We start from the raw sequence: 20,783 nt of genomic DNA on the forward strand, positions 1-20,783 counted from the left end.
ATTCACCTTTCGTTAAAGAGATGAGGCCGCGCGTGCGGCTTGATCGTAAAGTCCGGACATCTTGCGCAGATACTGCGCGAGTTCTTCAAGTAATGATTTATTGAGGCCAAGCGTCGCAAGCGCATCAACCAGATGACGCTCGCGGATTTCCCGATAACGCAGCAAATACTCCTGGCCCAATGAAGTAGTTGAATACGTCACCTCCTTGCCATGCTTGTCGGAACTGATAACGCCGAGTCCGATAAGCTTGCGTATCGAGTAAGCCACCACATGCGTGTCCTCGATATTGAGGACGAAGCAGATATCGCCGAGTCGCCGGTTATGACTGCCGTGATTCACATGATGCATAACCAGGACGTCCACTGGCGTCAGATCCTTCAAGCCCGCTGACTTCATGCAGGAAGCAATCCAGCGCTGAAATGCATGTGCAGCACCGACCGTCCCAAGTTCCATCTCGACGAACGCATCTTGTTCGGCCTGCTGCAGCTTGGGAGTCAGCCTTGGCTTGCCCGTTACCCCATTGTTTGTAACGGCATGCTGTATCGGCACGCCGTTTGGATTCGGTTCATTGGTATCGGATTTGCGCATCGCGGCCCTCTCCTGGCCCTCTACTGCTGGCACTCTGAATTCTTCGTCAACTTTTTCTTGACTGTCAAAGTATATTGGCTATTGTAGACATACTATCGACGAAATCAATAATACTTTGTTGACATTTTATCGACGTAAAGTTTATTATTCAAGAAAAATTCAAGAAAAAATCCAGGGGGAAACAATGAGGTCAGGGTTCGCGGCAGTAAGAAGCATGATGCTTGCAGTTTGCACGGCCTTGTTGTTCGCGCAGAGTTTCGTGCATGCGGAGGCGCTGAAGATCAACATGGCAACTGCGTACGCAGCAGACAATTTTCATGCGCAAAACCTGCAGCAATACGCCAGCGATGTCGCCACGGCGACCAGTGGGCGCGTCAGCATCAAGATTCACCCGGCAGGAACTCTACTCAAGCCCAATGAGATATTTGAAGGTGTCCGCCGTGACAAGGTGGAAGCGGGCGAAGTCATCATGTCCAGCCTCGCGAAGGAAATTCCCTTGTTTGGCATGGATTCGCTGCCATTCATCGTGTCGGGCTATGAGGATGCGCGCCGCATGTGGGATGCATCGAGATCAAGCGTTGAGAAAGCATTGAGTGAGCGTGGACTTCAATTGCTCTATGCGGTGCCGTGGCCTCCTCAGAATCTTTATTCCAGAAATCCAATCAATACCATGCGTGACTTCAAGGGTCTGCGCATGCGCGCGTATAGTCCTGCGAGCGAGCGCATTTCAGAGCTGGTGGGTGCCAAGCCGGTGACCATACAAGTGATAGATCTTTCGCAGGCGATCTCTGATGGCAAGCTCGATCTGATGATTACTTCGAGCTGGACTGGCGTTGAGACCAAGGCTTGGTCCAGGATGCAGCACTATTACAGGGTGAATGCATGGATCCCCAAGAATATAGTGTTCATCAACAAGAAGATTTTTGATAGGCTAGACAGCGACACCCAGAAGAAACTTTTTGACGCTGCGCGGGTGGCCGAGCAGCGCGGCTGGAAGCTCAGTCAGAATAGCGATCAGGATTACGAAAATCAGCTTGCGGCAAACAAGGTCAATGTATCGATAGTGGATCCATACATCCGGAGATATTTGGATCGCATCGGTGAAAACCTTGCGCGGGAATGGTTGAAGCAAGCAGGCAGCGAAGAATTGAAAATCCTGTTGAAGTACACAACAGATCGTTCAATGAAGTAAGAGGCTGAAGCAACATGTAGTTCTAAGCTCCCGATCCAATAAAATGGGGGAGGGGAATCTAAGTGGTAATACACAAAAAGGAGCGTCTTAGCATGTTTGGAAAAACAATCAAACGAGTTGTTCAAGTCGGTGTTGCGCTTTCGTTCAGCGTGTCCGCCTACGCACAACAGGAAGTCAAGATCGGCGTCATATATCCTCTTACTGGAGCTGCCGCCTCCAGTGGCGCGGAAATGAAGAATGCGCTTGAACTGGCGGCCGATATCATCAACAACGGTGCCAAGGGGATTCCGGATCTGCCGTTCTCGGCAGGTGGCGGCCTCCCTAACTTGAAAGGCGCGAAGATCAAGCTGATATTCGCCGATCATCAGGGCAATCCGCAAGTTGGTGCCACAGAGGCGGAACGCCTGATCACGCAGGAAAAAGTGATCGCCTTGGTGGGTGCCTATCAAAGTAACGTGACGGCGACGGCAAGTCAGGTTGCCGAGCGCAACAAGGTCCCATTCCTGAATCCGGAATCTTCGTCGGCAACGCTGACACAGCGCAATTTCAAGTGGTTCTTCCGTACCACTGCTCACGACGACTTGTTTGTGCAGAATTTCTTCGACTTTTTCAAGGACATGGAAGCGAAGAAAGGTATTCAGGTGAAGCAACTTGGTGCCTTTAACGAAAATACCTTGTGGGGCAACGAGACAACCAAGCTGGAGACAAAACTGGCGCAGGAAAAGGGTTACAACTTGGTGAAGACCATTACGTACCCTGCGAAGAGCACACAATTGACGTCCGAAGTTCAGGCGCTCAAGGCTGGCGGCCCGCAAGTCGTGATGCAATCCTCCTATCTGGGGGATGCGATTCTGGCGATGAAAACCTACAAGGAACTTGGCTTTTCCCCGGACATGATCCTCGCGAACAACGCAGGGTTCACCGATACCGAGTTCATCCGCACTTTGGGTAAAGATGCAGATTATGTGATTACGCGCGAGGTATGGTCGCTTGACTTGGCCAAAAAGAATCCATTGATCAAACAAGTCAATGACCTCTTTAACAGCCGATACAAAGCGAATTTCACTGGAAACTCCTCGCGTACCTTCACAGGGCTGATGACATTGGCAGACGCAATTAACCGTGCTGGTTCAACCGATACAGAGGCAGTTCGCAAGGCGCTGACTGAAACCAATATCCCCGGCAGCAAGTTGATCATGCCGTGGAAAGGGATCAAGTTTGACGCGACCGGTCAGAACGTGTACGGCTCTGGCATCCTGGTTCAGATCATTGACGGCAAGTACAACACAGTATGGCCGTTTGACCTCGCGACACGTGACGTCACGTGGCCAATGCCGAAGTGGGATCAGCGCAAGTAATCTCGTATAGTCGGACCACGCCGCCGGCACCTTGGCGGCGTGAAGCAGGTTAGATTCATTGGGCCAGCCCGCAGCGTCGGGTTGCGGGCGGCTGCATAGGTTCATCGATCGTCCGAATTAGCAGCCTTAAATGATGTGAATGAGTTAGTTAGTAGGAGGAGAATCGCAATGTCTTTGGAAATATTTTTGCAGACCCTGGCATCTGGGGTGCTGATCGGGTTGATCTATGCTTTGGTGGCGATCGGACTCACCATGATTTTTGGTGTGATGGACATCATTAATTTTTCGCATGGCGAATTCTTGATGTTCGGGATGTACTCAAGCTTTTGGCTGTACGCCCTATATGCGCTGGATCCGATATTTACACTGCCCTTGACGACACTATTCTTGTTCGGTTTTGGAGTGATGGTGTACAAGCTGGTCATTAGCAAGATCGTTACTGCGCCGATGGTGTCGCAATTGTTTACGACGTTCGGGCTGATGTTGTTGTTTCGAGGTATCGCACAGTTTTTCTGGAAGCCGGATTTCCGTACCGTTGACCAATCGATTGTGAGCGGCTCTGTGCAAATTGCCGGATTTCAGATCGGACTTCCGCAAGTGACTGCCGGCGTCGGGGCCATTCTGATTACTGCCGGGGTTTATTTATTCTTGACGAAAACCAAAGCTGGTGCGGCACTTGAGGCAACCGCCGCAGACAAGGACGCGGCGCGCCTGATGGGAATCGATTCACAAAAAATGTTTGCCCTTGCTTGGGGTATCGGTGCTGCATGTGCAGGCATCGCAGGCGCTTTGCTATCGACATTCTTTCCGATTTTCCCGGAAGTAGGGGCGAACTTTATTCTGATTGCTTTCGTCGTGGTGAATCTCGGCGGCTTTGGCAGCATTGTTGGCGCGCTCATTGCCGGTGTTTTGGTCGGTGTGATTGAGGTGGTTGGAGGATTCCTTCTTGGCCCGCAATACAAGCTTGCGATCGTGCTTGTGTTGTTCCTCGCAGTACTGATGTTCCGCCCGCAGGGTTTGATGGGTAAGGCTTGATAGAGAATTATCGAGGAAACGAAAATGAACAAGAATCCAACAATTGTACAACCCATCGAAGCGAACGTTGCTCCGATGCAGACCATTAGTGGTGGTCACATCATTCTTTTGGCGGTGCTTGTGGTTGCAGCACTCTTTCCGTGGTTCTCCGATAGCCCATCACACCAGAATGTTGCGATCCTCGTCATGATGGCCGCGCAGATGGGCGTCGCATGGAATATCGTCGGTGGCTACGCAGGGCAGGTATCGCTTGGCCATGTCGCGTTTTACGGTTTGGGTGCCTATACGTCAACGCTTCTGTTCACCCAATTCGGAGTCAATCCGTGGATTGCAATGCTCTTGGGTGGAGTGTTCGCAGCAGCAATTAGCCTTGTAATTGGCTGGTCGTGTTTTCGACTGAAAGGACACTATTTCACAATGGCAACCATTGCCGTTGCCGAAATTGTTCAAATTGTTTTTACCAATTGGGAGTTCGCCGGCGCTGCTGTCGGAATCACCATTCCCATGGATCAAGAAGGATGGGGTGCTTTCGTTTTTGCTTCTAAGGTCCCGTACTATTACATCGCATTGGGCCTGTTGCTGTTGACGTTGTTGGCCAATTTCATCATTGAAAAAAGCTATCTTGGCTATTATTTCCGCGCCATCAAAGATGAGCCGGATGCTGCAAGAAGTCTTGGCGTAAGTCTCAGCAAATACAAGCAGATCGCTTTTGCCGTGAGCAGTTTCTTCACCGCCCTCGGGGGCAGCTTTTATGCCCAGAAAGAACTTTATATCGATCCCGCTTCTGTCTTGGGTACCGCAGTGTCTATCAAGATGGCGCTCGTATCGATTTTGGGAGGGATTGGCACCCTGTTTGGTCCCGTTATCGGTGCCGGTGTTTTGACGATTATTGATGAGGGGACACGGGTGATGTTTGGCGGTTCCGGACGCGGAACAGATCTCATCATTTATGCCACACTCATCGTGGTGATTGCCGTGTATTACCCGACTGGTGTCATGGGCTGGATCAAGAATCTATCCGCCCGCAGGGCACTGAAGTCGCAAAACGCAAAAGGAGTATAAGAATGAGCTTATTGCGCGTCGAGAATGTAACCAAGAAGTTTGGCGGTATTACCGCAAACCAGGACGTATCGTTCGAAGTCGGAGCGGGCAAGATCGTTGGCTTGATTGGCCCCAATGGCGCGGGAAAAACCACGATGTTCAACAGCATCGCCGGCTATTTTCCGCCGACTTCGGGTGATATCTGGCTGAATGATCAAAAAATCTCAGGCCTTACGCCGGAACAATGTGCGCATGCAGGTATCGGGCGTACCTTTCAGGTCGCCCGCACCTTTACCAGCATGACCGCGCTGGAAAACGTGATGGTTGGTGCGTTTCTCATCAATCGCGATGTGCGGACCGCGCGCCGCAATGCAATTGATTTTCTCAATTTCGTCAACCTTGGTCGTTTCAAGGACAAGGCTGCGGGCAGCATGACCATTAGTGAGCAACGCCGCCTTGCTGTTGCGCGAGCTCTTGCGGTAAATCCAAAGCTGCTGCTGATGGATGAAGTGATGGCAGGCTTGAATCCGACCGAGGTGAAAGACATGGTGGATGTCGTCCTCAAGATTCGAGATCGAGGAATTTCATGTTTGATCGTGGAGCATGTGCTTGAAGGGATCATGCCGATTGCGGATGCGATTGTCGTGCTGGATTATGGCAAGAAGATCGCCGATGGCAAGCCGGAAGAAGTATCCAACAATCCGCAGGTGATTGCGGCTTATTTGGGAGAAGAGTGATGCTACAGGTTCGTAATCTAAAGGTAAGTTACGACGGTGTGTTGGCAGTGTCGAAGGTTGATTTGGATGTTGGCAAGGGGAAGCTCGTTGCTTTGGTTGGGGGGAACGGCAATGGCAAATCGACTACCTTGCGCGCAATTGCAGGTCTCAATGCGGCGGACCAAGGCCAGATTACTTTCAATAATACGGAAATTCATAATATTCCTGCTCACAAGCGAGTCCCAATGGGATTGTCACTTGTACCCGAAGGGCGTCGCTTGTTTGCCCGCTTGACGGTGGAGCGTAATCTCGAGCTGGGAGCGTACACTAGGGATGACGCGCAAGAAGTTCAGAATTCGATCGAACATATCTACTCGTTGTTTCCCATTCTGAAAGAGCGTCGCAGTCAACTTGCCGGCACGATGAGCGGTGGCGAGCAGCAGATGCTGGCGATTGGTCGAGGCATGATGGCCAAGCCAAAGATGCTATTACTTGATGAGCCATCATGGGGTATTGCACCAAAGTTCGTGACGAAGGTGCTCGACACAATACAGATGGTAAATGAGCAAGGCGTATCTGTACTATTGGTGGAGCAAAGTCTGCACAAAGCATTGGCAATCGCCGACTACGGCTATGTGATCCAGACCGGCCGAATAGTGATGGAAGGGACAGGCAAGGACTTGCTGAATAACGAGGACATCAAGAAAGCATACTTGGGGTTGTAGGTTTCGGCAGGAGAGTTTTCTCCCGATGGCGATTGGTTGGGTTGGCAAATTTGTCAACCCAACTATGATTTGGCGAAAGTTCTTGCATTTGCGTGCGTGATGTTGTTAGTAGGGGCGAGGTGTTCGACCTTTTTTGTCACTCACTTGATCAAAGCCATGTTGATGAGAAAAATCTCCGGGTAGTAATTGTCCAACATAAGAAAGAAGTACGCCCGGGTTCATTTTCAAGGTGATGTGTATTCTCCGGTTAAGATGTTGGTGACGGGTTTTTGAAGGACTCAAATCACCCAACTCAACATTCATTTGGAGTTTTCCGTAATGCCAAAGGAAAAAAACAACTCGAAGGCGACATTTGCCCAACCTTCGGTGCCTGCTACCAAGATGCCAATAGTGTCTTCTGCGCATCTCGCTTCGGGACGCAGTGCAGAATTAAGCGAATTCGAATTCGGCTTGATCATTGCAGGAAATGCCTTCAATCGATGGGCCGTCAGATGTATGTCTGCGGCCGGCATGAAGGATATGACGTTTACAGATGTGTTGGTGTTGCATCACGTTAATCATCGTGCACGTGAAAAGAAGTTAGCCGATATTGCGTTTATCTTGAATATTGAAGACACCCATATCGTCAATTATTCTTTGAAGAAGCTCCATACTTTGGGCTTGGTTAAAACAGAACGCAGAGGGAAGGAAGTGCTGTATTCGACCAATGAAGCAGGTCAGGCGCTGTGCAAGCGCTATCACGAGATTCGCGAGCGCGTCCTTGTGTCCGGTTTGACGGGCGATGGAACGGAAAGTTTTGAATTAAGCGAACTTGCACGTTTTCTCAGAATATTGTCCGGTCTTTATGATCAAGCTGCAAGATCAGCGACGTCGATGTGAAAAATGGGCCCTATAGTCAAACTGGTCAAGTCCGTAAAATTTTCTCACTGGGAGTTGACGGGTTGGTGAAACCCCTGCATAATCTCGTTTCTCTGCTGCTGCCGAACAAGACGATTCGGTGGGGTGTCGCAGGAATGCGGTGCGGGCGGGGTGGTTCTTTAACAATTAACAGCCGATAAGTGTGGGTGCTTGATGGGAGTGCGGCAGCGGGGTTTTGCCTTGCTGTGTAACTTTACAAATATCAAGTGCTCGCAAAGAAATATAGGTAAGTTCGCAAGAAGTTACCTGTCAGTATTTTGAGTGAGCGACCAGTCGGAAACGACTGTGCCCGAGAGGGCAGAAACAGAGATTGAACTGAAGAGTTTGATCCTGGCTCAGATTGAACGCTGGCGGCATGCCTTACACATGCAAGTCGAACGGCAGCGCGGGAGCAATCCTGGCGGCGAGTGGCGAACGGGTGAGTAACATATCGGAACGTGCCCTGGAGTGGGGGATAACCAGTCGAAAGACTGGCTAATACCGCATACGATCTACGGATGAAAGTGGGGGATCGCAAGACCTCATGCTCGTGGAGCGGCCGATATCTGATTAGCTAGTTGGCGGGGTAAGAGCCCACCAAGGCGACGATCAGTAGCTGGTCTGAGAGGACGACCAGCCACACTGGGACTGAGACACGGCCCAGACTCCTACGGGAGGCAGCAGTGGGGAATTTTGGACAATGGGGGCAACCCTGATCCAGCAATGCCGCGTGTGTGAAGAAGGCCTTCGGGTTGTAAAGCACTTTTGTCCGGAAAGAAATCCCCTGGGATAATACCTCGGGGGGATGACGGTACCGGAAGAATAAGCACCGGCTAACTACGTGCCAGCAGCCGCGGTAATACGTAGGGTGCAAGCGTTAATCGGAATTACTGGGCGTAAAGCGTGCGCAGGCGGTTGTGCAAGACCGATGTGAAATCCCCGGGCTTAACCTGGGAACTGCATTGGTGACTGCACGGCTAGAGTGTGTCAGAGGGGGGTAGAATTCCACGTGTAGCAGTGAAATGCGTAGATATGTGGAGGAATACCGATGGCGAAGGCAGCCCCCTGGGATAACACTGACGCTCATGCACGAAAGCGTGGGGAGCAAACAGGATTAGATACCCTGGTAGTCCACGCCCTAAACGATGTCAACTAGTTGTCGGGTCTTAATTGACTTGGTAACGCAGCTAACGCGTGAAGTTGACCGCCTGGGGAGTACGGTCGCAAGATTAAAACTCAAAGGAATTGACGGGGACCCGCACAAGCGGTGGATGATGTGGATTAATTCGATGCAACGCGAAAAACCTTACCTACCCTTGACATGGTCGGAATCCTGCTGAGAGGCGGGAGTGCTCGAAAGAGAACCGGCGCACAGGTGCTGCATGGCTGTCGTCAGCTCGTGTCGTGAGATGTTGGGTTAAGTCCCGCAACGAGCGCAACCCTTGTCATTAGTTGCTACGAAAGGGCACTCTAATGAGACTGCCGGTGACAAACCGGAGGAAGGTGGGGATGACGTCAAGTCCTCATGGCCCTTATGGGTAGGGCTTCACACGTCATACAATGGTACATACAGAGGGCCGCCAACCCGCGAGGGGGAGCTAATCCCAGAAAGTGTATCGTAGTCCGGATTGGAGTCTGCAACTCGACTCCATGAAGTTGGAATCGCTAGTAATCGCGGATCAGCATGTCGCGGTGAATACGTTCCCGGGTCTTGTACACACCGCCCGTCACACCATGGGAGCGGGTTTTACCAGAAGTGGGTAGCCTAACCGCAAGGAGGGCGCTCACCACGGTAGGATTCGTGACTGGGGTGAAGTCGTAACAAGGTAGCCGTATCGGAAGGTGCGGCTGGATCACCTCCTTTCTAGAGTTTGCACGAGCGTCAAGTGCTCACACTTATCGGTGTGTTAATAAGAAGAGACAGAAAACAGTGGGCAATCGGTGCGGCTGGCCGGTTGAAGGTGACTGAGATCTGATCAAGCGGGTCTGTAGCTCAGCTGGTTAGAGCACCGTGTTGATAACGCGGGGGTCGTTGGTTCGAGCCCAACCAGACCCACCAGGAAAGATTCGGGGGTTTAGCTCAGCTGGGAGAGCACCTGCTTTGCAAGCAGGGGGTCGTCGGTTCGATCCCGTCAACCTCCACCATCATTCGCGGAAATGTCAAACCCAAGTCGGCGGCGCAGTGCGTCGTGGGATTTGGGTTTGATCTTTCAGGATCAATGGCTGTTTTTGTTCTTTAACAATCTGGAAGAAGTAGTAAAGATTTATCAGTGCAGACTGATGTGTTTGTGATGAATGCGTCGGGATGTGCTGGTGGGTTGTGATTGTATCAATCATATGTATGAAAGAGTTCTCGTCGCAAGATGAGTAGTCTGGATTACGGCATATTCAAACTCAAACTCTGTAACCGTTTCTGGCAACAGAAGCTAACGTTATAGGGACAAGCGAATAAGTGCACATGGTGGATGCCTTGGCGATATCAGGCGATGAAGGACGTAGTAGCTTGCGATAAGCCGCGGGGAGCCAGCAAACAGGCTTTGATCCGCGGATTTCCGAATGGGGAAACCCGGCCGTAAGGTCATCGTTATCTGAATACATAGGGTAACGAAGCGAACGTGGCGAACTGAAACATCTAAGTAGCTGCAGGAAAAGAAATCAACCGAGATTCCCAAAGTAGTGGCGAGCGAAATGGGACCAGCCTGCAAGATTTAGCATTAGGGATAGTGGAACGGAATGGAAAGTCCGGCCATAGCGGGTGATAGCCCCGTACGCGAAATCCGTAGTGTGGAACTAGGCTTGCGACAAGTAGGGCGGGACACGAGAAATCCTGTCTGAAGATGGGGGGACCATCCTCCAAGGCTAAATACTCGATATCGACCGATAGTGAACCAGTACCGTGAGGGAAAGGCGAAAAGAACCCCGGAAGGGGAGTGAAATAGATCCTGAAACCGTGTGCATACAAACAGTAGGAGCCTCGCAAGGGGTGACTGCGTACCTTTTGTATAATGGGTCAGCGACTTACATTCAGTGGCAAGCTTAACCGTGTAGGGAAGGCGTAGCGAAAGCGAGTCCGAACAGGGCGTTCAGTCGCTGGGTGTAGACCCGAAACCAAGTGATCTACTCATGGCCAGGATGAAGGTGCGGTAACACGCACTGGAGGTCCGAACCCACTAACGTTGAAAAGTTAGGGGATGAGCTGTGGGTAGGGGTGAAAGGCTAAACAAACTTGGAAATAGCTGGTTCTCTCCGAAAACTATTTAGGTAGTGCCTCAAGTATCACCACCGGGGGTAGAGCACTGTTATGGCTAGGGGGTCATCGCGACTTACCAAACCATTGCAAACTCCGAATACCGGTGAGTGCGAGCTTGGGAGACAGACGTCGGGTGCTAACGTCCGGCGTCAAGAGGGAAACAACCCAGACCGCCAGCTAAGGTCCCAAAGATTGGCTAAGTGGAAAACGAAGTGGGAAGGCTAAAACAGTCAGGAGGTTGGCTTAGAAGCAGCCATCCTTTAAAGAAAGCGTAATAGCTCACTGATCGAGTCGTCCTGCGCGGAAGATGTAACGGGGCTAAGCCAGTCACCGAAGCTGCGGATCTGCAGCAATGCAGATGGTAGGAGAGCGTTCTGTAAGCCTGCGAAGGTGTCTTGTAAAGGATGCTGGAGGTATCAGAAGTGCGAATGCTGACATGAGTAGCGATAATGCGGGTGAAAGGCCCGCACGCCGTAAGCCCAAGGTTTCCTGTTCAACGTTCATCGGAGCAGGGTGAGTCGGCCCCTAAGGCGAGGCAGAGATGCGTAGCTGATGGGAAGCAGGTTAATATTCCTGCACCGTCGTATGATGCGATGGGGGGACGGATCGCGGAAGGTTGTCCGGGTGTTGGATGTCCCGGTTCCTGTATCAAAGAAGGCTGTTAGGCAAATCCGGCAGCGTAATTCAAGGGTATGGGACGAGCGAACTTGTTCGCGAAGCAATCGGAAGTGGTTCCAAGAAAAGCCTCTAAGCTTCAGTCATACGAGACCGTACCGCAAACCGACACAGGTGGGCGAGATGAGTATTCTAAGGCGCTTGAGAGAACTCGGGAGAAGGAACTCGGCAAATTGGTACCGTAACTTCGGGATAAGGTACGCCCTGGTAGTTTGACTGGCCTGCGCCAGAAGGACGAAGGGGTTGCAATAAACTGGTGGCTGCGACTGTTTAATAAAAACACAGCACTCTGCAAACACGAAAGTGGACGTATAGGGTGTGACGCCTGCCCGGTGCTGGAAGATTAAATGATGGGGTGCAAGCTCTTGATTGAAGTCCCAGTAAACGGCGGCCGTAACTATAACGGTCCTAAGGTAGCGAAATTCCTTGTCGGGTAAGTTCCGACCTGCACGAATGGCGTAACGATGGCCACACTGTCTCCTCCCGAGACTCAGCGAAGTTGAAATGTTTGTGATGATGCAATCTACCCGCGGCTAGACGGAAAGACCCCATGAACCTTTACTGTAGCTTTGCATTGGACTTTGAACCAATCTGTGTAGGATAGGTGGGAGGCTTTGAAGCGGTGACGCCAGTTGCCGTGGAGCCAACCTTGAAATACCACCCTGGTTTGTTTGAGGTTCTAACCTTGGCCCGTCATCCGGGTCGGGGACAGTGCATGGTAGGCAGTTTGACTGGGGCGGTCTCCTCCCAAAGTGTAACGGAGGAGTTCGAAGGTACGCTAGGTACGGTCGGACATCGTGCTAATAGTGCAATGGCATAAGCGTGCTTAACTGCGAGACTGACAAGTCGAGCAGGTACGAAAGTAGGACATAGTGATCCGGTGGTTCTGTATGGAAGGGCCATCGCTCAACGGATAAAAGGTACTCTGGGGATAACAGGCTGATTCCTCCCAAGAGTTCATATCGACGGGGGAGTTTGGCACCTCGATGTCGGCTCATCACATCCTGGGGCTGTAGCCGGTCCCAAGGGTATGGCTGTTCGCCATTTAAAGTGGTACGTGAGCTGGGTTTAAAACGTCGTGAGACAGTTTGGTCCCTATCTGCCGTGGGCGTTGGAAGTTTGAGGGGGGCTGCTCCTAGTACGAGAGGACCGGAGTGGACGAACCTCTGGTGTACCGGTTGTCACGCCAGTGGCATTGCCGGGTAGCTAAGTTCGGAAGAGATAACCGCTGAAAGCATCTAAGCGGGAAACTTGCCTCAAGATGAGACTTCCCGGGAACTTGATTCCCCTGAAGGGTCGTTCGAGACCAGGACGTTGATAGGTCAGGTGTGGAAGCGCAGTAATGCGTTAAGCTAACTGATACTAATTGCCCGTGCGGCTTGTCCCTATAACCTTGGCAGGTTACAGGCAAGTGTTTGCGTATGCCGATTGTGCATCACGCCCGCCAAAATACGCGCAGACCCCTGCGCAAATTACTGCTTCTTCCCGGATTGCGTTGTTTGACCCGCCAGCTCACCGGCACCAAACGACACTACAAGTTATGCCTGATGACCATAGCGCGTCGGTCCCACCCCTTCCCATCCCGAACAGGACCGTGAAACGACGTCGCGCCGATGATAGTGCTGCAACCAGTGTGAAAGTAGGTAATCGTCAGGCTTGTCTCCAGAAACGCCCCCGCCAGCAATGCCGGGGGCGTTTCGCTTTGCAGAAACGCCGCGACAATCCACGACGCCGCCCCCTCGCTACAATTCCCCGCCGCACTGCGGTCGCTCGTTGTTATAAAACTGCCGCCACTTCTCGATCACGATCTTCGCTTCGCGGCGGGTGACTGACAATTCCCAGTTCAGGCATTCATCGCGCAGCTTGCCGTTCGATTTGTTTCTCTTGGGGCGCTTGAGCCGTAGCGACAAGCCTTCTGCCTGATATAGGCGGTAGACCCGCTTGTGGTTGTCTTGCCAGCCTTCCCGCTTCAACATCACATGTACACGCCGATACCCATAGTGAACCGTGGTGGCAATTTCCTTGATACGCATAACCAATGCCGACGAATCCCGCGCCACTGATTGGTGGGCATACAGCGAGCGCGACATCTTGAATAACGCGCAGGTTTGCGTCAGGCTCGCCCGGTAACGGTCGCGCAGTTCATCAATCAAGGTGCGTTTGCGGGAAGGCTTCAGAGCTTTTTTGAGAGCACGTCCTGCAGCATGGCTTTGTCCAGCGACAGATCCGCCACCAGTCTCTTGAGCTTGGTGTTCTCTTCCTGTAGTTGACGTAACTGGCGCAGCTCTGACGGCCCTGGGCCACCGTACTTCTTCTTCCAGTTGTAGAACGTCGCATCGCTGATGCCGATCTTCCTGCAGACCTCTTCCACCGGTGTGCCGAGCTCGGCTTGCTTCAATGCGAAAGCAATCTGCTGTTCCGTAAATTTGCTGAAGCGCGCCGCGATAAATGCCGCAGAAATGATGAGATAAATCGCATCTTCGGCACTTTCGCAGCAAAAAACTTAATTACACTTCGGCGTACTCGGAAACGTGGTACATCTCAGCGGCCTTCTTAGCTGCATGCTTTACTTCGAGGCTGCAACTCGAATTTGCAAAAGACTTGGCCAGTTTATAGGCCAACCTGCCATTGTCCCCCTCGTAGCCGTTCTGGCACGAATAAAGGGTGATGAATCCAGACCACCCCATGATCACCTTGCCGAGATAGCGACCGCCGCAATTTCGCTCGAAGTGAAATTGCTCGCTGGTCAGCTTCTCAGCCAGTTCATCGACACTTACCGTACTCGCATTGGCAAGTAGCCGAGTCCATCGGGCTTTCGCTTGGGCGAAATGCTCTACGATTTCATCGTTGCCGTTGACCAGCGCCTCCAGAACCATCCTCATAACATCTCCCCTTGTCTTAAAAAAGTGAGCCAAGCGCAGCGGGCTCCCAGTTCATGATAACAAGTTCCCTGCCGAGCATGAATGCTCGCAAACCTTACCCCAGCGACGTCAGTGATGGAGAATGGGAATTCGTCGCCCCCTACCTTTCCTTGTTGCCACTGGATGCCCGGCAGCGTGACCATGATTTGCGCGAGGTCTTCAACGGCTTGCGCTGGCTGGTGCGCAGCGGTGCCTCCTGGCGGTTGATGCCTCACGATTTGCCGCCGTGGCACACGGTGTATCAACAGACGCAGCACTGGCTGAAAGCAGGCTGTTTCGAAGCCATGGCGCATGACCTGCGCATGTTATTGCGCATGGCAACGGATCGGCCGCCTACGCCGACGGCGGCCGTGATCGACAGCCGGACGTTGCAATCCACTCGGGAAAGCGGAGGGCGGGCGGGGTATGACGGCGCCAAACGGCGCAAGGGATCGAAAGTCCATTTGGCCGTCGATACGTTAGGGCATCTGCTGGCGTTGCACGTCACGCCGGCTGACCGGCAGGACCGCGCGCAGGTGGCCGAACTGGCGCAGACGGTACAGGAAGTCACGGGCGGCACGGTGGATGTCGCGTTTGTCGAGCAGGGATACACGGGCGAATCGGCGCAGAGTCAGGCGCAGGACTTTGGAATGGGCCTCGTGGTCGTGAAACATGCCGAGGTCAAGCGAGGATTTGTCCTACTTCCTCGACGCTGGGTAGTGGAGCGAAGCATTGCCTGAGCAGCCCGCTTTCGCCGACTGGCGCGCGACTATGAGCGACTTGCAGACACGCTGGCAGGACTCCATTTCGTCGCGTTCGCATGCCTCATGCTCAGCAAGGCCGCTTCGATGCTGGGACAAGGTTCATAACACTCTCTAGAGACATTGTCGAAAGTAGAAGCGTTCGGCGAATCGTTCATGGGATGTGTCACTCTTTCGTTAATCGTAAAGACATCAAGTTACCGACGCCCGGCGTCGCGGCCGTTTACCCGGTTGACCGACTCGGCAATGACACGACCATCCAGCACCACCTGGACCGGACGGTTGGCAAGCGTATCCAAGCGAGAGAGGATCACGTCGCGGGCTTGCGTCCGCTGGTCAATCTGCCGCTGCAGTTGCTCGGTCATCTGCTTGTCTTGGTAGCCGGGTCCTTTCTGCAGGTTCAGGCGCGCCTCCAGTCGCTGAACTTCCAAATCGAGCGCGCGGGCGCGGCCGCGCTGCCCAGTTTCGGATTCAAAGAACTTTTTAGATGCATAGGCCAAGGCCAATGGAGCCGCAACGACGGCGGCGCCAGCTACCGTACTTTTTATTGCACCAGCAGCCAGAACGCCGGTTGCGGCGCTTCCCGCACTGGCGAGAGGCTTGCCGGGAAGCTGCGAAAGGCGATCGGACGGCTTCATCGGGCCGCCAAAGCCAGCCGGCCAGTTGGTGATGGTAACCGGCATGCCAGCACCACCAATACCACTAGCAGCGTTCCCGAGTACGCTGCTTCCAGCGCCCGCAATTCTGTTCTTTAGCAAGCGCCATCCTGTATATGCTGCGGCGCCACCGGCTATAGCAGTAGCCGGATTTTCAGCAACCCACCCATTGAGCTTTGCCCAGGCAGTTACAGCGGACGTAGCAGGATCGGAGAGTTGTGCTTTCTCTTTCGTTATTAAGGCCTGCTTTATCTTTCCAAAGTTGCTGTTCATGGTTTCAGCTTTATCACTACCCACCATATCGTCGAGCGCCTGCTTTTCGGCGGACTTGACTGCGGTTTTTACATCGCCCAGATAGTCCATCAATTGCTTCCAGAACTTTTTGGTGTACATATCGCGGAACCCGGCCGCGTCGAGCTTGAACGGATTATCAAGGCCCTTGCGTTTCATCTCGGCCGCAAGGTCCGTGATTCCATCTACACCGTACTCGCCATAGAATTTTCCATTGGGCATGTACTTCTTTACATCGATACCAAATTTCGCAAGCCCCTTTACATAGCGGTCACTTGAAATATGACCAAAGCCATGCTCCATGAATGTGGAAACTTCCGCAGGTTGCGTTTTTGGCGCCAGCTTCATCAAGATTTGTGTCATGGCTCCGGTAAAGTTAAGGCCACCGATGCCCTTAATCCCGACTGCCGCAGCGCTATTGAGATACTTTGGTGCTTCCATCGCCATCGGGCCGGCTTCATACCGTCCGCTTTTGGCGTGAAACAACAGCATGTTATGTGCGTCTTTAATCTGCCTGGGATCGAGCTTCAATTTGTCTTGCAGATCAAAATCCAGATCGGCCATCTGCTCGACGGTTGCGCGAAATGCAACCGCCGCCCGTGCCGCTTCTTCAATCGATGGTTTGATTTGATCGAACTTCATGCCCGCTGCGGAAAATGCTTTCATTCCTGCTGCGATCTCAGTGGGCAAGGCCAGATTGTCGCTGGCAATATCGATCGCGTACCGGCGCATTTCAGCCGCTTCTTTGACCGTCATTTGTGCCGTTTGCTTCATGTCCAGAATCGTCTTCTCGAACTCCAAATTGCGGCGCAGCGCGTCCGACAGTATTGAATATCCGCCGGCCGCGACGGCAAGCTTGCTCACCGCTGAAAATCCATTAAGTTGCTGATAGAGCTTTTGGAACCCTTGCGCCATGCTGCGTGCTGCGCTGCTGGACTGATTGGTGAAGTTGCGGACATGGGTGCCAGCGGCGTTTAGTGCCGAAGAGAGCTGGCTGGTGTTGGCTGTCAGCCGCAGTTCAAGATTGAGATTTCCGCTCACTGGTGTACCCTATGGTTATGACATATCTAATCATTGTGTTTGTTCTAGCGATGGCGGTCCCTACGCTGCTTTTGCTCGTCGGACGCTTAATCGCCGGCGTCGCTTGGGTGGTTGCGGGACTGGGTCATTTAGTCGCCGCGTCGCTCTTCGCACTTGCTGCTCATCTTGATCGTCATCATCAGACGCATCGCTAACAGCCATTCCCAGCATGTACAGCCACTGGCCGTCTGTCAGTTCGGCGGCGGGCTTACCAAAAACGAAATAAGCTTTCTCAGCCCATCGCCACTTAAATCTTTCAAATGCGGCGTCTCGGGATTTTTTTTACTTCTTCTATAAGTTTCATAAGAGCGGCATCATCCATCGTCCGCGCGGATGGCGAAAACCGGCGTTCGTGTTCGAGATACTTCTCCGTGATCAGCTTCTTGTCGTCTCGCGTAAGCGTCGCACGCGCCGCGTCAGCATTGGGAAAGACCATCGCTTTCGTAGCGGGGTCCACGACAGCGAGGGCGATCAGCTGCAGAGATTTCTCTGCCTCGAACACTTCCGAGTTCGATAAGGACAGTTCAGTGTCATGCTTGATCAGCAACGCATCGGCGGCAAGGCATGCCGTTTGATAATCCTGATCTGTCAATATGCGCAAGCCGAGCGGTACACCATTGATTTCAACGGTACCGATGGCGTCGCGTCCTGCTTTCAGTTTGGTGATTAAGTCCATGTTTTTTCCTGATAGACGTGTTACTCAGCAAAACGGATGAAAATCTCGGGGATGATCGCTCCGGCTTCTGCCAGTGATGCAATTTCAGGAGGACGCTTGCAGACTGGCTGATTACGAATCCCCATCCTTTCCACATCCAGCAGGAAATAGCCATACGGGTGGCGGTCGCCAGAAAAAGGCGGAGCATTGAGCGCGGGAATAAGCGCGTTTTCTTCGAAAGGGAGTCCCAGCAAGCCGTTAAAATGGTCGCCCCAATGCGCCGCGTTAAGCATCTTGTTCAACGTAAGCACTTCGCCGTACAGTTGTGCGGTTTCCATAGCCCGCTTCGTGTACCGTTCAGCTTTGTCCAGTGCGATTCGAAGAATGGCTTGCAGGCTGACTTCCTTCAATTCAGAAGTCAGCTCTTCTATTTCCTGGGCCTGACACTCGGCCTTGCGCTGAAGGCCCTCGATTAATTGATCAATGTGTTCCGTAATCTTGTCGCCCTTCTGCCACTCGGGACAATTGCGTTCGCGCGCTGCCTCAATTTCCTCGTCCAAGGCTGCCAGATCGGTCGCTGTCGCAATCCCGAGTTCAACATCCGCAAGTAGGCTGGTTCGCTTGTCGAATAATGGGGACATATCTGGCAATTGGCCGTTCACCTGCACCATCTCCGCGTTTTTCGTTTCGATGGTTTCCTTGATCTTCTCCAGAAGCGCCTTGGCGCCTTCAAGCTTCTTTGCGGCCGCAGCTACCACCTCGGGTGCTGCGAGCTTCTTTCGGATGCCCGAAATTTCCCCAAGTATTTCCTCCATCGTGCGGTCATTTTCGCCACGACTGCGGATTTCGTTAGCGCTTGAAAAAGCAGCGAAGAGCTGACTCGTCAGGGGGGATTCTGTTGCTTTCATTGTGTTCTCCAATTGGTTAAAAGTTATTGTTTCTTTGCGAGTATTTGTCGGATGCGCATGTCCGTTACCCCATACTCAGCAGCAAGTTCGGCATGGTTGAACCCGGTAAATTTCTTTCGGATTTCAGCATCGCGACAAGTGAGGCGATGGACAAGATTTTTAGGCAGATAGAATTGGCGGCCGCCTTCGCGCTTTGCAAACGTGTAGGCGATTGACTCTCCGATACCCCTTGCTTTTTCTGGCCGCATTTCGGCCACTGATTGCAGCACTTCAGCGGCTGTGTCCGCCAGACTTTCAATCACGTCGCCAGTTTTGTCTTTTTTCATTCGCCACTTCCTTTTCGTTTACTAAGAATCCAGTTACGTACATCGGTCGGGTCGAATAGGCGCATGCAACCCGGCCCAGTCTGAAAGTACGGCGGCCCGCTTCCCTGTCCCAATAGCAGCTCCATGCGAGACCGGCTTATTCCGGTCAACGTTGGCAAATGCTTTGCGCGCAGCCTGCCGCCTTCGTTAAAGATGCGTCGAGCTTCCGCTTCGAGTCTGGTGGTGTGTTTGCGATTTTGGTGTTTGGTCATCTGAGATGCTTTTGGAAAAGACGAGCACAAACGGGACTATATGGACCGTGCCGACCGGGAATAATTAAAGCGCTTTACTCTTTATCACCGTGACGGCAGGACGTTCAAGGGGGGATGCAGCGGAAGAGGAAACGAATGCTTAGAAAAATCCGGCGATTACAGCCGCGCGGCCGTAATTTTGACGACTGGATAGGTGCGCGCCAAAATAATCGCGCCACGGGCGTTTATAAACGAAACTAAACTGCTTTTCGCGGCACACTTGCCAAGTAGCAAGCGACAAAGGGTGCCAACGGGGGGGGAAACGCCGGCCTCAAGCGCTCTCTGTGATGATTTCTTCCGTGATCTTCATGGCGCCAATGAGCGCAGCATAGTTCATCGCCCGCGCAACCAGGTTATTCACCACAAGCGGATAACAGATTGAGCTGGTTTCCTGCTGTTTTGCTCCGCGTGTTGATCGGGTCAGCTTGGTACGAATTGCCTCAAAGGCGGTTGTGTCGAAAATTTCTTCCGCCTTGCCGCCAGCACGCACGATCTTATGCGCAACGTATTCGCCGACATGACGGCCAAGCGGCGCCAGCTCCACCACCTCGCAACGCTGCACCACTTCCCGCACCTCGGGATTGTGCGCGGTCAGAATGGTTTTCAGTTCGGATTGGCCGATCAGGACGATGCTGAGCAGCCGGGCCATGCCGTCTTTCAGCTCCCAAAAGCGCTTGAGGTGCTTGATCGTCGCAATCGGTAGACTGTGCGCCTCTTCGATGACGATCAGATGATTGTTCCCCGCGCGGTAAGAAGCTTTCAGCAAATCATGCACCTGGTGATAGCGTCCCTCAAGCGAGCGAGACACAGCAGCGCCGGGATTGAGGCAGCGGATGATCGCCTCAGCGATCTGGCCGGACTTTAATACGCGGCCCTTGGCGTCCGTGTCCTCCATGGCGAGGATATACGGCTCAATCACGATGATGGAAGCACACTCACGCTTGATGCGTTCGTGCAGCTCTTCGCGCAGCGTGCTCTTGCCGCTGCCGGATTCGCCGACCAGGGCGCAGAATCCGCCATTCTTCGCCACGTCCCACAGCACCTCCCTGCAATAGCGGAAGTCCGGCGACAGAAAAATGTCGTCGGCCGTGTTCAAGTCATCGACGAATGGATTGCGCGCCAAATTGAAGTGCTGACGTGCTTTCAGGGATAAAGCCTCATTGCGTAACAACATGACATCCTCCGTTTTGACAGTGTTCTTTTTGACGGGCTTGCGTTGTTCCTTTGCGGCGTGCACCGGCGGCGGTTCGGCCGACTTTCTCTCTGCGAAAATGCCGTCGATTTCCCGGCCCTTCGCGCCATGTGCAGAGAGGAATGCCTTTACCTCCCGCGTGAACTTGCGAATTTTCGTTTTCGGCCATTCGCCATGCGCCACCATCCGGGACATCGTCCAGGTGCTGACGCCGGTCGCACGCGCAAGCCGTGCCTGGGATACGTCG

Annotated in this window: 15 protein-coding genes, 2 tRNA genes, 3 rRNA genes and 2 pseudogenes; 13 read left to right on the forward strand and 9 right to left on the reverse strand. The window is 52.8% G+C overall.

The features are described 5' to 3' along the window. Positions 1 to 12: 12 nt before the first annotated feature. Positions 13 to 588, reverse strand: a complete 576-nt coding sequence (locus D3870_RS21270; RefSeq protein WP_119743041.1) for a winged helix DNA-binding protein — start codon at positions 586 to 588, stop codon at positions 13 to 15. A gap of 214 nt (positions 589 to 802) precedes the next feature. Here D3870_RS21270 and D3870_RS21275 point away from each other — a divergent pair, with 214 nt between their 5' ends. The 12 genes from D3870_RS21275 to rrf all read left to right on the forward strand — a co-directional run bounded on the left by D3870_RS21275 (position 803) and on the right by rrf (position 13,133). Then, complete coding sequence (locus D3870_RS21275) at positions 803 to 1,780, forward strand: TRAP transporter substrate-binding protein (protein ID WP_158590541.1); 978 nt, start codon at positions 803 to 805, stop codon at positions 1,778 to 1,780. Between the two features lie 92 nt (positions 1,781 to 1,872). Next, a complete protein-coding gene (locus tag D3870_RS21280) occupies positions 1,873 to 3,138 on the forward strand; it encodes an ABC transporter substrate-binding protein (protein WP_119743043.1) in 1,266 nt (421 codons plus the stop codon). 168 nt (positions 3,139 to 3,306) lie between these two features. Then, positions 3,307 to 4,173, forward strand: a complete 867-nt coding sequence (locus D3870_RS21285; protein WP_119743044.1) for a branched-chain amino acid ABC transporter permease — start codon at positions 3,307 to 3,309, stop codon at positions 4,171 to 4,173. A 24-nt stretch (positions 4,174 to 4,197) separates the two neighbouring features. Continuing rightward, positions 4,198 to 5,235, forward strand: coding sequence for a branched-chain amino acid ABC transporter permease (locus D3870_RS21290; protein WP_119743045.1), 1,038 nt, complete (start codon positions 4,198 to 4,200; stop codon positions 5,233 to 5,235). Between the two features lie 2 nt (positions 5,236 to 5,237). Next, positions 5,238 to 5,951, forward strand: a complete 714-nt coding sequence (locus tag D3870_RS21295; RefSeq protein ID WP_119743046.1) for an ABC transporter ATP-binding protein — start codon at positions 5,238 to 5,240, stop codon at positions 5,949 to 5,951. Then, positions 5,951 to 6,655, forward strand: coding sequence for an ABC transporter ATP-binding protein (locus D3870_RS21300; protein ID WP_119743047.1), 705 nt, complete (start codon positions 5,951 to 5,953; stop codon positions 6,653 to 6,655). The genes D3870_RS21295 and D3870_RS21300 overlap by 1 nt, the downstream gene beginning before the upstream one ends. A gap of 318 nt (positions 6,656 to 6,973) precedes the next feature. Then, a complete protein-coding gene (locus D3870_RS21305; protein WP_119743048.1) occupies positions 6,974 to 7,534 on the forward strand; it encodes a winged helix DNA-binding protein in 561 nt (186 codons plus the stop codon). Positions 7,535 to 7,885: 351 nt separating this feature from the next. Then, a 16S ribosomal RNA gene (locus tag D3870_RS21310) occupies positions 7,886 to 9,416 on the forward strand. A 118-nt stretch (positions 9,417 to 9,534) separates the two neighbouring features. Then, positions 9,535 to 9,611 (forward strand) — tRNA-Ile (locus D3870_RS21315). Between the two features lie 10 nt (positions 9,612 to 9,621). Continuing rightward, a tRNA-Ala gene (locus D3870_RS21320) sits at positions 9,622 to 9,697 on the forward strand. A gap of 293 nt (positions 9,698 to 9,990) precedes the next feature. Next, positions 9,991 to 12,864: ribosomal RNA gene (locus tag D3870_RS21325) — 23S ribosomal RNA — on the forward strand. Between the two features lie 156 nt (positions 12,865 to 13,020). Further along, positions 13,021 to 13,133, forward strand: a 5S ribosomal RNA gene (rrf, locus tag D3870_RS21330). The 16S, 23S and 5S rRNA genes sit together here with 2 tRNA genes alongside, the layout of an rRNA operon. Before the next feature lie 86 nt (positions 13,134 to 13,219). Here the strand turns inward: rrf and D3870_RS22980 are convergent. The 3 genes and pseudogenes from D3870_RS22980 to D3870_RS21340 all read right to left on the reverse strand — a co-directional run bounded on the left by D3870_RS22980 (position 13,220) and on the right by D3870_RS21340 (position 14,359). Then, entirely contained in the window at positions 13,220 to 13,312 is a 93-nt protein-coding gene (locus D3870_RS22980; protein WP_422879683.1) for a hypothetical protein, read from the reverse strand. Positions 13,313 to 13,348: 36 nt separating this feature from the next. Continuing rightward, a pseudogene (locus tag D3870_RS21335) lies at positions 13,349 to 13,923 on the reverse strand (transposase); the annotation flags it as partial. 61 nt (positions 13,924 to 13,984) lie between these two features. Beyond that, positions 13,985 to 14,359, reverse strand: a complete 375-nt coding sequence (locus tag D3870_RS21340) for a hypothetical protein (protein WP_119743049.1) — start codon at positions 14,357 to 14,359, stop codon at positions 13,985 to 13,987. A 77-nt stretch (positions 14,360 to 14,436) separates the two neighbouring features. Here D3870_RS21340 and D3870_RS21345 point away from each other — a divergent pair. Beyond that, positions 14,437 to 15,246, forward strand: a pseudogene (locus D3870_RS21345) (IS5 family transposase). 89 nt (positions 15,247 to 15,335) lie between these two features. On the opposite strand, the gene D3870_RS21350 reads toward D3870_RS21345, so the two are convergent. The 5 genes from D3870_RS21350 to D3870_RS21375 all read right to left on the reverse strand — a co-directional run bounded on the left by D3870_RS21350 (position 15,336) and on the right by D3870_RS21375 (position 20,722). Then, positions 15,336 to 17,126, reverse strand: a complete 1,791-nt coding sequence (locus D3870_RS21350; RefSeq protein ID WP_147375939.1) for a phage tail tape measure protein — start codon at positions 17,124 to 17,126, stop codon at positions 15,336 to 15,338. A gap of 295 nt (positions 17,127 to 17,421) precedes the next feature. Beyond that, positions 17,422 to 17,841, reverse strand: coding sequence for a hypothetical protein (locus D3870_RS21360; RefSeq protein WP_119743052.1), 420 nt, complete (start codon positions 17,839 to 17,841; stop codon positions 17,422 to 17,424). Between the two features lie 20 nt (positions 17,842 to 17,861). Further along, complete coding sequence (locus D3870_RS21365) at positions 17,862 to 18,728, reverse strand: hypothetical protein (RefSeq protein ID WP_119743053.1); 867 nt, start codon at positions 18,726 to 18,728, stop codon at positions 17,862 to 17,864. A 23-nt stretch (positions 18,729 to 18,751) separates the two neighbouring features. Then, positions 18,752 to 19,054 carry a Mor transcription activator family protein gene (locus tag D3870_RS21370; RefSeq protein WP_119743054.1) on the reverse strand — a complete coding sequence of 101 codons (303 nt, stop codon included), beginning with the start codon at positions 19,052 to 19,054 and terminating at the stop codon, positions 18,752 to 18,754. Between the two features lie 561 nt (positions 19,055 to 19,615). Next, positions 19,616 to 20,722 (reverse strand): ExeA family protein, encoded by a 1,107-nt coding sequence (locus tag D3870_RS21375; RefSeq protein WP_242490136.1) that lies wholly within the window; start codon positions 20,720 to 20,722, stop codon positions 19,616 to 19,618. Between the last annotated feature and the right edge of the window lie 61 nt (positions 20,723 to 20,783).

The sequence above is a fragment of the Noviherbaspirillum cavernae genome, from assembly GCF_003590875.1.
Classification (GTDB): Bacteria; Pseudomonadota; Gammaproteobacteria; order Burkholderiales; family Burkholderiaceae_D; genus Noviherbaspirillum; species Noviherbaspirillum cavernae.